The sequence below is a fragment of the Deinococcus sp. AB2017081 genome, from assembly GCF_034440735.1.
Classification (GTDB): Bacteria; Deinococcota; Deinococci; order Deinococcales; family Deinococcaceae; genus Deinococcus; species Deinococcus rufus.
The window spans coordinates 2,153,649-2,168,492 of sequence record NZ_CP140098.1; the positions used below are offsets into that span (position 1 = coordinate 2,153,649).

Here is a 14,844-nt window from a genome sequence, read left to right on the forward strand (position 1 = left end):
ATAGGCCGGCCCGCCGGCAGAGCCAGGGTGGGGATGTCCCGATCCGCACCGGATCGCCGCCTGGAGTGGCGGTCGGATTACGAAGCGAGGCCTATAGCGATAAAAATGAATCAATTGATCATTGTCAAGTCAGGTACGGCTTTCTATAATGCCCTCCGAGCAACCCCCAACCGAGCCACAGTGCTCAAGTCCATGCAGCGCCCCGGGCGCTGCTCTGTGGCGCGCAACCATAATGGAAGCGGTTCATTCTGTACAGGACGCCGCTGAACGAAGGAGCCTCATGAAGAGAATCGCCGTGACCGTGCTGTCTCTCGCCCTCGCCTCCCAGGCTGGCGCTGCCACCCTGACCGTGTGGTCGCACTTCGGTGGCCCGGAACTCACATGGCTCAAGGAGCAGGCCTCAGCGTTCCAGAAGAAGACCGGCAACCAGGTGAACATCGTCACCGTGCCGCTCGACCAGATGAAGGACAAGTTCATCCAGTCCGCCCCCAAGGGCCAGGGCCCGGACATGCTGCTGACCCTGCCGCATGACCAGCTCGGGGCGCTGGCCGCCGCCGGCGTGATCGAGCCGATGGACAAGTACGTGACCTCCAAGACGGACTTCGACAAGACTGCCGTGAACGCCATGACGTACAACGGCAAGCTGTTCGGCCTGCCCATGTACGCCGAGGCTGTCGCGGTCGTGTACAACAAGAAGCTCGTGCCGACGGCCCCCACCACGTGGGCCGAGTTCCTGAAAGTCGCGCAGACGAACACCGGCAACGGGAAGTTCGGGTACCTGGCGGACCTCTCGAACGCGTACATGCAGTACGGCGTGATCAGCGCGTACGGCGGCTATGTCTTCAAGGCCAACGGCGGCAGCCTGAACACCAAGGACGTCGGTCTGGCGAACGCCGGCGCCGACAAGGCCAGCGCGTTCCTCAACGACCTGCGGTACAAGTACAACCTCGTGCCGGAAGGCGTGGACGGCGGCGCGGCCAAGAGCGCGTTCGTGGACGGCCGCCTGGCGATGCTGCTCACCGGCCCGTGGGACATGGGGGACATCAAGAAGGCCGGCGTCGACTACGGCATCACGTCTTTCCCGACGCCTCCCGGCGCGACCGGCAAGTGGAGCCCCTTCGTGGGCGTGCAGGGCACCATGATCAACGCCTACAGCAAGAACAAGGCCATCGCGGCCCAGTTCGCCAAGGCCGTCGCCGTGAGCGACGCGCAGGTGTCCTTCAACAAGGCCGGGGGCCGCATTCCCGTCAGCCTGAGCGCCCGCACCAAGCTCAAGGCCGACCCGGTCGTCGTGGGCTTCGGCAAGAGCATCTCGGCGGGCACCCCCATGCCCAACGTGCCGGCCATGGGCGCCGTGTGGGGACCGTGGAGCGCCGCGATCGCCCAGAGCGTCCAGAAGCCGAACCAGGACTACGGCTCGATCCTGAAGAAGGCCGTCACCGAAATCAACGGCAACATCAAGTAACCGGCAACGGATTACTGAGACGCCCAGCGGGATTCCCGGCCATACCGGGAAAAAACGGCGGAATCCGTGCTTCGTTTCAACGAGGCATGTGATTCCGCCGTTTTCAATACAACGACCGACATGTGAGTAGCATGAAGGTGGTATTGAACCATTGATCTGGCGGGTATTGCGTCGCGGCAGGGTTCAATTCATGATGAATGCACCATTTTCGAAGGGGAGGAATTGATGATAGAGACCATGACACCGCCGGCGGCAGCGGCACGGCGGCCCACGGTGCCGCCGGCCGGGACGCGCGGCGTGCTCATCGCCATCGGCGTCCTGCTGGTCATGCTCGGTGTTGCCGCACTGGTCGGGTGGGCGATCTCGTCCGTGACCAGTCAGGTGTGGGCCGCCGCGCCACCGTACCTGATCCTGGTCTGGGTCGTCGTCGCGCTGCTCGTGCTGATGCCGCTGACCTACCGGCTGGTTCCATGGATCGCCAACTGGTACTACCTGTTTCCGGCGCTGGTGTTCATCCTGGCGTTTACGGTGCTGCCGGTCGTGCTGACCGTCAATTACGCCTTCACGAACTACAGTGGCGAGAACAGCGGGAACCCCGACAGCGGCGTACGCACCGGCGCGACTGTCAGCGCCGACCGCCGCACCGTCACCCTGGCCGATCTGCCGGAGGGCCAGACCCTCCAGACCTACCTGAAGTGCCGTTCGGCCACCTGCCGCGGCGACACCGTCATCCTGTACGACGAGGACGCCTCGGTGCCGGTTCGGGCGAAGGTTCAGAGCGTGGCGGGCACGGCCATCACGCTGCAGAACGCGGTGCCTCAGTCGCTGGAGGTCGCCAACGCCACGCGCCTGAACCGCTATGAGCGCGTGGGCCTGCGGAACTTCCAGGACATCTTCGCCCGCGCCAGCCGGGCGCTGTGGCCGGTCTTCGTGTGGACGGTGATCTTCGCGCTGGGCACGGTCATCCTGAACACCCTGGCGGGCCTGATCCTGGGCATCCTGCTGTTCAACAAGAGGCTCAAGGGCCGCAACATCTACCGCACGCTGCTGTTCCTGCCGTGGGCGATTCCGGCGGTGATCAGCGTGCAGATGTGGGTGGCGCTGTTCAACCAGCAGTTCGGCATCGTGAACAAGTCGCTGGGCCTGCTGGGCTTCGCGGCGGTGCCGTGGCTCGGTGATCCGCTGTGGGCCAAGGTGAGCATCCTGCTGGTGAACCTGTGGCTGGGCTTCCCGTATATGATGACCGCCACCATCTCGGCCCTGGCGACCATCAATGAGGATCTGTACGAGGCGGCCAGCATCGACGGTGCGAGCCGCTGGCAGCAGATCACCAACATCACGTTGCCACTGCTGCGCACGTCGTTCACGCCGATCATGCTCTCGGCCTTCGCGTTCAACTTCAACAACTTCGGGATCATCTATCTGCTCACGGCCGGCGGCCCCGCCCAGGAAGGTCGGGAGAGCACCGCGCAGAGCACCGACATCCTGCTGTCGTGGGGCTACAACACGGCCTTCGCGAGCAGCGGCGGGCAGAACTACGCCCTGGCCAGCGCCATCGCCCTGATCATCTTCTTCCTGACCCTCGCCATCAGTCTCGTGAACTTCAAGGCGGCCGGCGTGTTCGAGGAGGCCCGCAAGTGACCACCGCGCCCCAGAAGTCCACGCCGTCCCTGCCGCCCGGCGGTTATGTCCACCGCGAACCCAGCGCCCTGCGCCGCGCTGCGCCGTGGATCGTCGTGGCGGCACTCGTCATCGGGTTCATCGTGCTCGGTGCGGCGCTGTCGCGCAACATGCAGGGGCGACCCAAGAGCTTCACCATCTACTTTGTGGAACGCGGCTGGGTGCGCTTCCTGCTGTTCCTGCTGGCGGCCAGCGGCGTCCTGGCGCTGCTGAGTCTGGCCGGGCAGAAGATCGGGGAGGCGCGCACGGGTCGCAAGATCAGTTACCTGGCCGTGCTGGGCGACCAGCTCACCCACCTCTTCCTGATCCTGGTCGTGCTGGTGGCGGTCTATCCGCTGTTCTACGTCGTGATCGCCGCGTTCGACCCCCGAAACTCGCTGTTCGCGTTCCCGGACTTCAGCAACCCGAACATCCTGTACCGCACGGGCCTGCTGCCGAACCTGCAGGTGCTCAGTCTCGAGAACTATGGCCGCCTGTTCGACGGCCTGACCGTGCCCGGCTGGCAGGTCGTGCTGGCCGTGATCGGAGGCGCGGCCCTGGCGGCCCTGCTGATCATGGCCCTGATGACCCGCCTGGGCCGCGACAGCGTGGGACTGACCCGGACACGCACGTGGACCATGCGGATCCTGGTGGCCGCACTGGCCGTGATCGTGCTGTTCATGACCCCGGCCCAGTTCACCGGCCAGGGCAACGAGAGCAAGTTCCTGCTGTCGGTGCGCAACACGCTGTTCGTGTCCGGCCTGACCGGGCTGCTCGCCATCCTGCTCTCGACGACCGCCGGCTACGCCATGGCGCGGCTGCGCTTCCCCGGCCGCTTCCAGATGCTGCTGTTCTTCATCTTCATCCAGATGTTCCCGGTGTTCCTGGCGCTGGTCGCCGTGTACACCCTGATGGTGCTCCTGGGCCTCACGAACACCTTCACGGGCCTGATCCTGGCGTACTCCGGGGGAGCAATCGCCTTCAACACCTGGATCTTCAAGGGCTACGTGGAATCCCTGCCCGAATCGCTGGAAGAGGCCGCCATGGTCGACGGGGCCACCCGCTGGCAGACCTTCCTGAGGGTGGTGCTGCCGCTGTCAGGCGGGATCCTGGTGTTCATCTTCCTGAACCAGTTCATCGGCACGTACGCCGAATTCATCCTGGCCAACGTCCTGCTCACCGGCGTCGAGAAATGGACGGTCGGCGTGATGCTGCTGTCCTTCACGTCCGGGCAGTTCAGCACCAAGTGGGGTATCTTCGCCGCCGCCGCCACGCTGGGGGCGCTGCCGATCGTGGCGCTGTTCTATGGCTTCCAGCAGTTCTTCGTCGGCGGCGCGGTCGCCGGGGGCGTCAAGGAGTAGGCCGGCACACGGTCAGCCGGGGGGCCGCGTTCTGTCGGCCCCCTGATCCATGATCGGGGCCGGCGCAAGGGTGACGGTCACGGCGGCGGCCAGCAGCAGCAGTCCGGAGGCCACCGCGACATTCGCCAGAGCAACGCCCGCGAGCAGGGCGAACAGCACCGCTGCCAGCGAACGGGTTCGCGCGGCGTCGGGATCGGCTGGTGTGGGCGCGGTTGCAGGGGTGGGCTGGGGTTCCGGGCGGTTCAGGACGGTCATCGTTGCCTCCATGTCTGCTGGTGCCGGGTGGGTGCAGTCATGGTGACCGGTCTCTGTCAGCGCAGGGTCAACAGGGCGGAGGCGGTGGCGTGATCGCCACCGCCTCCGTCAGGTCGTGCTCTGGCTCAGGCGTCGGGATTCGGCATGGAGGCCGTCACGGCCGGATCGACGCCCGCTTCGAATCGCTGGAAGTTCTCGCGGAACATCCGGGCCAGCTTGTGGGCGGTGCGGGCGTACGCCTCGGGATCCGCCCACGCCTGCTGCGGATTGAGCACCTCGGCGGGCACGCCGGGTACCTCGGTGGGAATCTCCAGGCCGAAGAAGGGTTCGCGCCCGAAGGCCACGCCGTCGAGCCCACCGCTGATGGCGGCGTTCAGCAGGGCGCGGGTGTGCGCGATGCTCATGCGGTGGCCCTGACCGTACATGCCGCCGGTCCAGCCGGTGTTGACCAGCCACACCCGGGCACCGCTGTCCCGCACCTTGCGGGCCAGCAGCCGCGCGTACTCGCCGGGGTGGCGCGGCATGAAGGGCGCACCGAAGCACGTGCTGAAGGTCGGGCTGGGCTCGGTCACGCCTTCCTCGGTGCCGGGGATCTTCGCGGTGAACCCGCTGATGAACTGATATTCCATCTGCTCGGGGCTCAGACGGCTGATGGGCGGCAGCACGCCGAAGGCGTCGGCGGTCAGGAACACGATGTGCTTCGGATGTCCCGCCTGGCCGCCGGGCCGGTGGTTGGGCACCTGTTCGATCGGGTACGCACTGCGGGTGTTCTCGGTGAGGCTGCCATCGTCCAGATCCGGGACGCCCTGGGCGTCGAGCACCACGTTCTCCAGCACGGTGCCGTACGTCCGGGTCGTGCGGAAGATCACGGGCTCGGCCTCCGGGTTCAGGTGGATGACCTTGGCGTAGCAGCCGCCCTCGAAGTTGAACACGCCGTGCTCCGTCCAGCCGTGCTCGTCGTCACCGATCAGCTGCCGGGTCGGATCGGCGCTCAGCGTGGTCTTGCCGGTGCCGCTCAGGCCGAAGAACAGCGCCACGTCGCCCCCGTCGCCCACATTCGCCGAACAGTGCATGGGCATGACGCCGGACTGCGGCAGCAGGAAGTTCAGGACGCTGAAAATGCCCTTCTTGTTCTCGCCGGCGTACTGCGTGCCGCCCGCGATGATCATCTTCCGCGTGAAGTTCACGAGGATGAAGGTGCCGCTGCGCACGCCGTCGCGCTCGGGGTCGGCCTTGAACGACGGGATGTTCAGCACCGTCCAGTCTTCCTCGAAGCTGCGCAGCTCGTCGGCGGTGGGCCGGACGAACATGTTCCGGATGAACAGGCTGTGGTACGCCATCTCGGTGACCATCCGCACCGCGACACGGTGATCCGGGTCGGTACCCGCGAACACCTGCTGGACAAACAGTTCCTTTCCGGCGGCGTAGTCGGTCATGCGGGCCAGCAGGCGGTCGAACACGTCCGGCGAGATCGGGGTGTTGAACCCGCCCCACCACACTGTTTCCCGCGTCAGGTCGTCCTCCACGATGAAGCGGTCTTTGGGACTTCGTCCGCCCTTGTCCGTCCGCACCGTCAGCGGGCCGGTGGCCGCCTGGACGCCCTCTCCCCGGCGGATGGCGTGGGCGTACAGGGCGTCCACGCCGGGATTCAGGTGGATGGTGGCGCGGTCGATCCCCAGGTCAGACAGTGGCGTGCTGGACGTCAGGCTCATGGGACTCCTCGGAAGATCACGGGCATGGCCCGGCGGGAACGTGAACAGAGGTACAGAGTCCAGTGTCCACAGTGAACCGCTTCCATCCCAAGCCCTTTTTGTCACAACGCCGGGAACACCGTGCCCGTTTCCGCACGTTTCACCGCGCAGATCCCCTGGATTTAGGGTAGCGCAGCGGCGCCGGATTGCGTGTTCTGCAGTGTGCCGGCCCAGCATTTTGACCTCCTGCTCGCCATGAACTCATGACACTAATGGTGTCCATGCTGAAGAGACAGTCGTACGGCGGTGCGGCAACTGCGGTCACCGGACAGGAGTGCCCACCCACCGGGCGGACGGCGGGCGGGGAGGAGTGGCCATCACTCCTCCCCGCCTGCTGGTACCGCACTCAGTTCTTGCTGGCGTCGCTTCTGCCGGGATCCCGGCCCGGTTCGCCCGCCGGCGGGGTGGGTTGGGTCGGCTGGGCCGGGGCGGACGCCGCGGCCGTTCCGACCTGGGCAGTCGCGGCGGCGGCCGGCGGCGCTTTGGGTTCCTCCAGCCGTTCCATCCACACCGATCCCACGATGTTGCGCACGTTCCGTCCTGCCTGGTGCAGCGCCTCGGCGGCCTCAGGGCTGACACGGCCCACGGCGCTCAGGATGCCCTGCCGGGCCACCGGCACGCGGGCGAGGACGACTGCGCCGGTGCCCAGCAGGATGGCGGCGGTCAGGGCGCCGCCGGGCCGGCTGCTGCGGTCGTCCCGGCGGGCGCGCTTGGCCTGCGTTTCCAGCACCTTCAGTTCGCGGCCAAGATCCTTCTGCAGACCGGCGACCCTGCGATCCACGGCGCGTTCCAGCTTCTGCGGGTTCCACTCGCGGCGGGCCGAACGCAGTGACTTCTCAGCGTCCCTGCGGGCGCGGGCCACGGTCTTCTCGGCCTGCCGGCGGCGGCTCTCCAGCGTGTCGGCGCCTTCGCCCAGCACCTCGTGGACACGCTCCTGCACGCCGGCCAGCAGGCCGAGCCCGGCCCCCTGCGCCTGCGACAGCGCGGGCTTGACCACGTCGTCCAGGGTGCCGGCGGCCGTCTTGCGGGCCGACTCCAGGGCCTTGCCGGCGTGACGGCGGGTCTGCTGCGTGGCCGCGCCCGCCGTGCCGATCAGGCCAGAGGCGTTGTCCTGGGCGACGTGGGCCAGCGCCCCCGCGGTCTCACGGGCGGTGTCCAGCAGGGCGTGGGCCCGCACCGGAGCCTCCTCGCGCAGGGTCTCCAGGCCGGCGGCGCTGCGGCGGGTGGCCTCGCTCGCCAGTTCCTGTGCGTGCAGGGCGGCCTGGGCCAGTGCCGGCTTCACGCGGTCGTCCAGGGTGGTGCCCGCTCCATGCCACGCCTGCGCGGTGGCGTCCACCACGGCGCGGCGGGTGTCACGGCTCAGGGCGAGAGCGGCGAGGCCGCCCAGCAGGATGAGGCTGCGCTTGCTGACGCCGCCGGTTGCATCGTTGGTCATGTGGTCTCCTTGTCGCCGGCCCGGGCCGAAGGGGCGTCCGAGCAGCGGTCCTGCCCGGCATTGTCTGTCCGGAGGCCAGTACGAGTGTGGGGGCATTGTAACGACGTATTCATAATCCCGGTTCCGGGCACGTCCTGGAGGAGTCGTCGAGCTTCGCCGCCGCACGCGGTCGGCCGTGGATTGAGACGCCGTTCCCGGCAGGAGCACGCGCAGGCATTACACTCGGACACGTGACCCGCAAGGCCCGCGCTGCCCGCGTTCCCGAAGCCCCCGCCGCGCCCCCGCCCCCGGCCGGGCCGCTGCTGGGGCGGCTGGAAGTCCGGAACCTGGCGACCATCCGTGAACTGACCCTGGAACTCGAGGACGGGTTCACGGTCTTCACGGGTGAGACCGGGGCAGGCAAGAGCATCATCGTGGACGCCCTGGGCCTGCTGCTGGGCGCCCGGTCGAACACCGACCTGATCCGCACGGGCGAGGAGCACCTGCTCGTCACCGGCTTCTGGGACGAGGACGCCGCGAGCCGCAAGGTGAACAGCCAGGGCCGCAGCACGGCCCGGCTGGACGGCGAGGTCGTGACGGTGCGGGAACTCCAGGACTGGGCCCAGCAGCGCCTGACCATCCACTGGCAGCACAGTGCGGTCAGCCTGCTCAGCCCGGCCAACCAGCGGGCCCTGCTGGACAAGCAGGTGCCGGCCGACCTGGACGCCTACGTGGGCGCGTACCGGGCGTGGCAGGAGGCCCGGGCGCGCCTGGAGACCCTGCGCTCGACCCAGCGTGAACGGGCCCGGCAGATCGACCTGCTCCAGTTCCAGGCCGACGAGATCGCGGAGATCGCCCCCCAGGCCGGCGAGGAGGAACCGCTCCAGACCGACCTGAACCGGCTGGCGAACCTCGACACCATCGCCCAGGGGGCGGCACTGGCCCTGAACCTGATCGTCGATGCCGACGAGAACGCGGTCGGCTACCTGTCCGAGGCGATCCGTGCGCTGAATGCCGGTGCCCGGTACGACCCGGTCAGTGCGGCCCTCCAGACCGAACTCCGGACGGCGCTGGACGGGATCCAGGCGGTGGCGGGCGAGCTGCGCTCGGTCGCCGACAGCAACGCCCCGGATCCGGAGGAACTGGCGCGCGTCGAGGCCCGGCTGGGGGCGCTGGGCCGCCTGCGGGCCAAATACGGGCCCGGTCTGGACGACGTGCTGGCCTTCCACATCCAGGTGCAGGACGAACTGGCGACCCTGACCCGTGACGAACTCGATGCCGGCACCCTGGACCACGAGGTCGAGCGTCTGCACGCCGGGGTGCTCGCCGCCGGCCGGGCGCTCGACGGGGCCCGGGTCACGCGGGCCGGGCCGCTCGCCGCGCAGCTCGTGGGCGTGATCCGTGAACTGGGCATGCCGCATGCGCGGCTCGAGTTCCGGGTGGAACCCACCCCGGAACCCACCACCCACGGCATCAGCGACGTGACCCTGTATTTCACGGCCAACCCCGGTGAGGATCTGGCGCCCCTGGCCGACGTCGCCTCCGGCGGCGAGCTGTCGCGCGTCATGCTCGCCATCAGCACCGTGCTGGGGGCCGACACGCCGGCGGTCGTCTTCGACGAGGTCGATGCCGGGATCGGCGGCAGCGCCGCGTCCGCCGTGGCCGATCAGCTGCGCCGGCTCGCGCGCACGCGTCAGGTGTTCGTCGTGACGCACCTCGCACAGATCGCGGCGCGTGCCGACCAGCACTACCGAGTGTCCAAACGGGTCGAGGACGGCCGGACGGTCAGCGCCGTGGAGCGCCTGGACGATGCGGCCCGCCTGGACGAGATCGCCCGGATGCTGAGCGGCAACACCTCCGAGGCGGCGCTGCGACACGCCCGCGAGCTGCTGGCGGGCACGACCGGCTCCGTGTCCACGCCATAGCTCCTGGCGGGCGCGGCCGGATCTGCGCCAAGATGCCTGTACGTGCTGCTCAGGAGACCGTCAGTGTCAGCGGGTACGCTGCGGGTATGAAGCGAATCTCCGTGGCCCTGCTGCTCGTCGGTGCTGGTCTGACCGGCTGCCGCGCGACTGGCCCGGGCGCCCTCGACGTTCACGAGGCCGTGCTGTACGGGGCCGTGCAGGAGCATATCGTGTGGGTCTACGGCCCCTCCGATGCTGGCCGCTCGTCCATCACCATCGGCGGGCAGCAGGCCAGCGTGGGGGGCCCGCTCCCCGCCGGCGCGGTGCGCGGCACCCTGGGCATCGACGGCCGCGCGACGTTCCGGGTCGCGTCGTGGCCCGCCACGGTCTCGTTCCGCGCCGCGCCGGCCACCGATGGCCGCGTGCAGGTCACGGACAGCGATCCCGCCGTGCTGGCGGTCTACGCCACCGACGGCACGCGGTGGTCGAAACTGTCCGGCACGGGCGGCACCGTGACCGCCGCGCCGGCCACGACCCTGCGCGGGGCCGGCACCCTCACGGACGCCGAAGCCGACGCCGTGGGAACCGCGCTGCTGGGTCAGGGGCCGCTGTATGTGGCGGTGCTGGCCGAGGGCTCGCTGCCCGACGCGCCACTGGCGGTGGAGCCCACGCCGCGTGACTACCGGCGCACCGGCCTGTACGTCACGGCTCCCCTGGCGGCGACCCCCGCCGCGCCCTCATCCGCCCCCGGAGGCCGCGTGACCTACACCGTTCTCGGCAGCGGCACGAACGCCGCCGTTCCTTCGGCGACCATCCAGGTCGCCACCACCGCCTCCCAGGTGGCCGCCCTGTACGCCCAGGCCTATGGCCGCCAGACCAGCGCACCCGCCCCGGTCGCCGCGCAGGGCACCACGACCGTGGGCATCTTCCTGGGGCAGAAACCGACCGGCGGGTACGGCGTGCAGGTCGTGGGGGCCCGTGTGGCCCAGGGTGTCCTGACCGTGATCGCGCAGGTGCGGTCGCCCGGAGCCGGTGCGATCACCACCCAGGCGCTGACCAGCCCGTGGACGCTGATCCAGGTGCCCGGTACGTATGCCGAGGTTCGGGTCGTGGACGAGACCGGTCGGCCGCTGCCGCAGGGCGGGGGAACCGACCGCTGACGGTCACGGGCGGCTGCGGCTCCGGCGCCCGGGTTCCGCGCGGCCGTCCACCCCGGGCCGGCCGGGCCCACCGACCAGCACCGCTGCACAGCCTGCCGCCAGCAGCACCGTGATCTCGACCGCCGGGGCCGGCAGCGCTCCGTGTGCCCAGCGGGCCGCGCCGATCAGCACGGTCACGCCGCCCAGCACGCCCGCCAGCCCCCGTGCGCCGACCCCGAGCAGCAGCAGCAGGCCGCCCAGCAGCTCCAGCGTGGCCGTGACCGGGGCCACCAACAGGGGCAGGGGCAGACCGGCCGCCGCGTACTGCCGGGTCACGCCGGTCAGTCCAGCCGAGAAGACCTTCTGCCAGCCGTGCATGACGAGGATGGCACCTGTGGCGATCCTCACGAGGGCCAGCGCCAGTTCCGGATGGGTCGGCACCGATCCAGTGTAGCGGGTGACAGAAAACGGCGACCCCCGGAAGGGCCGCCGCGTGGCAGACGCTGGACTTACTTGGTGGGCACCTTGATTGCGCCGCTGATGATCTTGGCCTTGGCGGCCTCGACCTTGAGCACCTGGGCGCTGGTGATCAGGGCCTTGTTGTACTGGTCGACGGCGTAGCCCACGCCGCCATCCTTGAGGCCGAACACGCGCTGGCCGCCCTTGAACTTGTTGCCCTTCACGTCGCTGATCAGAGCGTACACGGCGTTGTCGACACGCTTGAGCATGCTGGTCAGGCCGTGGTTCATGGTGGCGGGGTTCTTGTCGAAGTCGCCCAGGTAGTTCTGGTTGCTGTCCACGCCGATGAAGAACATCGGGCGGGTGTTGCCGGCGCAGGCGGCCTTGTAGCTGGCGCTCTTGGTAATCTTGGCGAAGTTGTTGGTCTTGAAGGTCACGCCGGACGGCAGGTTGCCGGCCTTGAGGCACTGCGTCTGCTTGACGTAGTCGATCACGCCGTTGCCGCTCGCGCCGGCCGCCGCGAAGATGACGTCCGCGCCACGGGTGCGCATGGAGCCGGCGATCTCCTTGGCCTTACCGGGGTTGTTCCACGCTTCGGGGGTGGTGCCCACGTACTGTGCGATCACGCGGGCGCTGGGGTTGGCAGCCTTCACGCCGGCGGTGTATCCGGCCTCGAACTTGTGGATCAGGGGGATGTCCATGCCGCCCACGAAGCCGACCACACCGGTCGAGGAGTTCAATGCGGCCAGGTAGCCGACCAGGTACGAGCCCTGCTCCTCGCTGAAGGTCAGGCTGGCGACGTTCTTCTCGGGGGACACGTCGTCGACCAGACCGAAGTACAGGTCCGGGTTGTCCTTGGCGACCTGCGAGATGCTGGCGTTGTTGGCGAAGCCCACGCCGATGGTCAGGTCGAAGCCCTCGTTGGCGAACGAGCGGATCCCCTGGATGACCTGGCTGGGGTCACTGGGCTCGAAGTCCTTGAGCTGGACACCAAGGGACTTGCTGGCGCGCAGGCTGCCCTCGTAGGCGCTCTGGTTGAAGCTCTTGTCGAACTTGCCGCCGGCGTCGTATGCCATCCCGACGCGCAGGGTCTGGGCGGAGGCAAGGGTGGCGGTCATGGCGAGGGCCAGGGTCAGGATCTTCTTCATGGTGGTTCCTCCAGAGGGTGGACGTGGGGTCTGCCTGCACAGAGTATAAGAAAACTTGAAGGTGTCTAGACCCATTGGAACCATGGGATGGGGTAGGGGTGGAGTCCTGCTGGGCACTCCGTCCGCCACGCTAGCGTCCGAAGCTGATGCCGTTTTGATGGGAGCGGAACTGGGCGCAGTGCTACGCTCAGGGCATGGATCAGCCCGCGTTCGAGACCTACCTCGCCCTGAGTGCGGACGTGGCCCGCCACAACCGCGCGTACCACGAGCAGGACGCCCCCGAGATCACCGACAGCGAGTACGACGCGCTGGTTCGCGAGGTGCGGGCGCTGGAGGCCGCCCATCCCGAGTGGGTCGGGCGGGCCGCCGCCGAGGCGGGAACGGACGGCAGCCCCGCGCAGGCGGTGGGTGGTGCCCCCAGCACGGCCTTCCAGCCCATCACCCATCCCACCCGCATGACCAGCCTGGACAACGTCTTTTCCGATGATGAGCTGGCGGACTGGCGCGAGAAGCTGGCGCGTGCCCTGAACCTGCCGGTGGAGTACGACGACTTCACCTTCACGGGAGAACTCAAGATCGACGGGCTGAGCGTGAACCTGTACTACGTGGACGGCGAACTCCAGTGGGCCGCCACGCGCGGCAACGGCGCAGTGGGGGAGATCGTCACCGCGCAGGTGCTGACGGTGCCCGGCATCCCCACACAGCTTCCCGGCCTGACGGGTGAACTGGAGGTGCGCGGTGAGGTCTACATGAGCCGCGCCGACTTCGCCGCCTTCAATGCGCAGGCCGAGGAACTGGGCACGCCGCTGCTGAAGAACCCCCGCAACGGCGCCGCCGGAGCGCTGCGGCAGAAAGATCCCGAGGTCACCCGCTCGCGCAATCTGAAGGCCATCTTCTACATGCTGGGCAAGCGCGACGGCGTACCGGTCACGTCACAGTCGGGGGTGCTGGCGTGGCTGGCCGCGCAGGGGTTCCCGGTCAGTGCCGACACCGAGACGCTGCACGGCGTCGCCGCCGCCGCCGACTACCACGCCCGCATGATCGCCCGCCGGCAGTCCTTCGAGTTCGATGCCGACGGCACCGTCCTGAAGCTCGATCCGCTGCGGTTGCAGGAGGAGGCCGGATTCACCAGCCGGGCCCCCCGCTGGGCCATCGCCTACAAGTTCCCGGTCGAGGAAGTCGAGACGGTGCTGGAGTCCATCACCATCAACGTCGGCCGCACGGGGAAACTTGCGCCCCTGGCACACCTGCAGCCGCGCCTGATCGAGGGCAGCACGGTCAGCCGCGCCACGCTGCACAACGAGGACTACATCCGCGACATGGATCTGCGCGTGGGCGACACGGTGGTGGTGCGCAAATCCGGCGGCGTCATCCCGCAGATCATGCGCGTCATCCCGGAGAAGCGCCCGGATGGCGCCGTGCCCTTCGCCTTCCCCACCCACTGCCCCGAGTGCGGCCATGAAGCGGTGCGGGCCGAGGGCGACGCGAACACCTACTGCCCGAATCCCGCGTGCCCGTCCCAGCAGTTCGAGCGCGTGCGCTATTTCGTGTCGCGCGGGGCGATGGACATCCGGGGCATCGGCGAGAAGCTGATCGCGCAGCTGCTGGAGCAGCAACTCGTGCAGGACGTCGCTGGCCTGTATGCCCTGACCGCTGCGCAGCTCTCGGGCCTGGAGCGCGGCGGGGACAAGAAGGCGCAGAACATCCTGGGACAGCTGGAGGCGAGCAAGACCCGCCCGCTGTGGCGCCTTGTGAACGCCCTGGGCGTGAACCACGTGGGAGAACGCAACGCCCAGGCGCTGGCGAACGCCTTCGGCACGCTCGACGCCCTGCTGGCCGCCACCCCCGAGCAGATCGCTGCCGTGCCCGGCCTGGGCGGGGTCATCGCCGAGAGTGTCGCGGGGGCACTGGCCGATCCCAGCATGCGGGACCTGATCGCCCGACTGCGGGCGGCCGGTCTGAACCCCCAGGAGGCGGCGGTGGTGCGCGGCACGCAGCTCAGCGGCCTGAACTTCGTCATCACCGGCACCCTGTCACGCCCGCGCGACGCGATCAAGGCGCAGCTGGAACAGGCCGGGGGCCGCGTGACCGGCAGCGTGACCGGCAAGACCTCCTTCCTGATCGCCGGCGAGGACGCCGGCAGCAAACTCGACCGGGCCCGTGAACTGGAGGTGGCCGTTCTGGACGAGCCCGGTCTGGACGCTCTGCTGGCCGACCGTGGAGTCATCGCCGGCGGGTCTGTTCCGGCGGACGCGCCGGATCCGGTCACCAGCGGCTAGACTGCGGGGC

Annotated in this window: 11 protein-coding genes; 6 read left to right on the forward strand and 5 right to left on the reverse strand. The window is 68.7% G+C overall.

From position 1 onward, the window contains the following. Positions 1-280: 280 nt before the first annotated feature. The 3 genes from U2P90_RS10380 (at position 281) to U2P90_RS10390 (ending at position 4,485) form a co-directional block, all read left to right on the forward strand. Positions 281-1,465 carry a maltose ABC transporter substrate-binding protein gene (locus tag U2P90_RS10380; RefSeq protein WP_322472038.1) on the forward strand — a complete coding sequence of 395 codons (1,185 nt, stop codon included), beginning with the start codon at positions 281-283 and terminating at the stop codon, positions 1,463-1,465. 237 nt (positions 1,466-1,702) lie between these two features. Then, entirely contained in the window at positions 1,703-3,106 is a 1,404-nt protein-coding gene (locus U2P90_RS10385; protein WP_295821476.1) for an ABC transporter permease subunit, read from the forward strand. After that, complete coding sequence (locus U2P90_RS10390; RefSeq protein ID WP_295821475.1) at positions 3,103-4,485, forward strand: sugar ABC transporter permease; 1,383 nt, start codon at positions 3,103-3,105, stop codon at positions 4,483-4,485. The genes U2P90_RS10385 and U2P90_RS10390 overlap by 4 nt, the downstream gene beginning before the upstream one ends. A gap of 12 nt (positions 4,486-4,497) precedes the next feature. Here U2P90_RS10390 and U2P90_RS10395 read toward each other — a convergent pair whose 3' ends face one another. The 3 genes from U2P90_RS10395 to U2P90_RS10405 form a co-directional block, all read right to left on the reverse strand. Further along, positions 4,498-4,740, reverse strand: coding sequence for a hypothetical protein (locus U2P90_RS10395; protein ID WP_322472039.1), 243 nt, complete (start codon positions 4,738-4,740; stop codon positions 4,498-4,500). 125 nt (positions 4,741-4,865) lie between these two features. After that, a complete protein-coding gene (pckA, locus tag U2P90_RS10400) occupies positions 4,866-6,452 on the reverse strand; it encodes a phosphoenolpyruvate carboxykinase (ATP) (RefSeq protein WP_322472040.1) in 1,587 nt (528 codons plus the stop codon). A 385-nt stretch (positions 6,453-6,837) separates the two neighbouring features. After that, entirely contained in the window at positions 6,838-7,926 is a 1,089-nt protein-coding gene (locus U2P90_RS10405; RefSeq protein WP_322472041.1) for a hypothetical protein, read from the reverse strand. A gap of 230 nt (positions 7,927-8,156) precedes the next feature. Between U2P90_RS10405 and U2P90_RS10410 the strand changes: the two genes are divergently transcribed. Together U2P90_RS10410 and U2P90_RS10415 are read left to right on the forward strand one after the other, a co-directional pair. Next, positions 8,157-9,830: a DNA repair protein RecN gene (locus tag U2P90_RS10410; protein ID WP_322472042.1), complete on the forward strand. Its 1,674-nt coding sequence runs from the start codon at positions 8,157-8,159 to the stop codon at positions 9,828-9,830. 86 nt (positions 9,831-9,916) lie between these two features. Further along, complete coding sequence (locus U2P90_RS10415; RefSeq protein WP_322472043.1) at positions 9,917-10,969, forward strand: protease complex subunit PrcB family protein; 1,053 nt, start codon at positions 9,917-9,919, stop codon at positions 10,967-10,969. A 3-nt stretch (positions 10,970-10,972) separates the two neighbouring features. On the opposite strand, the gene U2P90_RS10420 is transcribed toward U2P90_RS10415, so the two are convergent. Further along, complete coding sequence (locus tag U2P90_RS10420) at positions 10,973-11,389, reverse strand: DoxX family protein (RefSeq protein ID WP_322472044.1); 417 nt, start codon at positions 11,387-11,389, stop codon at positions 10,973-10,975. A gap of 68 nt (positions 11,390-11,457) precedes the next feature. Then, positions 11,458-12,555, reverse strand: a complete 1,098-nt coding sequence (locus U2P90_RS10425) for a BMP family lipoprotein (protein ID WP_295816123.1) — start codon at positions 12,553-12,555, stop codon at positions 11,458-11,460. 194 nt (positions 12,556-12,749) lie between these two features. On the opposite strand from U2P90_RS10425, the gene ligA reads away from it, so the two are divergent. Beyond that, entirely contained in the window at positions 12,750-14,834 is a 2,085-nt protein-coding gene (gene ligA, locus U2P90_RS10430; protein ID WP_322472045.1) for an NAD-dependent DNA ligase LigA, read from the forward strand. Positions 14,835-14,844: the final 10 nt, after the last annotated feature.

Excerpts from the sequence above, each read along its gene's own strand:
- U2P90_RS10395 (WP_322472039.1), bottom strand. The coding sequence starts at position 4,740 with ATGACCGTCCTGAACCGCCCGGAACCCCAGCCCACCCCTGCAACCGCG.
- pckA (WP_322472040.1), bottom strand. The coding sequence starts at position 6,452 with ATGAGCCTGACGTCCAGCACGCCACTGTCTGACCTGGGGATCGACCGC.
- U2P90_RS10415 (WP_322472043.1), top strand. The coding sequence starts at position 9,917 with ATGAAGCGAATCTCCGTGGCCCTGCTGCTCGTCGGTGCTGGTCTGACC.
- ligA (WP_322472045.1), top strand. The coding sequence starts at position 12,750 with ATGGATCAGCCCGCGTTCGAGACCTACCTCGCCCTGAGTGCGGACGTG.
- U2P90_RS10405 (WP_322472041.1), bottom strand. The coding sequence starts at position 7,926 with ATGACCAACGATGCAACCGGCGGCGTCAGCAAGCGCAGCCTCATCCTG.
- U2P90_RS10385 (WP_295821476.1), top strand. The coding sequence starts at position 1,703 with ATGACACCGCCGGCGGCAGCGGCACGGCGGCCCACGGTGCCGCCGGCC.
- U2P90_RS10380 (WP_322472038.1), top strand. The coding sequence starts at position 281 with ATGAAGAGAATCGCCGTGACCGTGCTGTCTCTCGCCCTCGCCTCCCAG.
- U2P90_RS10425 (WP_295816123.1), bottom strand. The coding sequence starts at position 12,555 with ATGAAGAAGATCCTGACCCTGGCCCTCGCCATGACCGCCACCCTTGCC.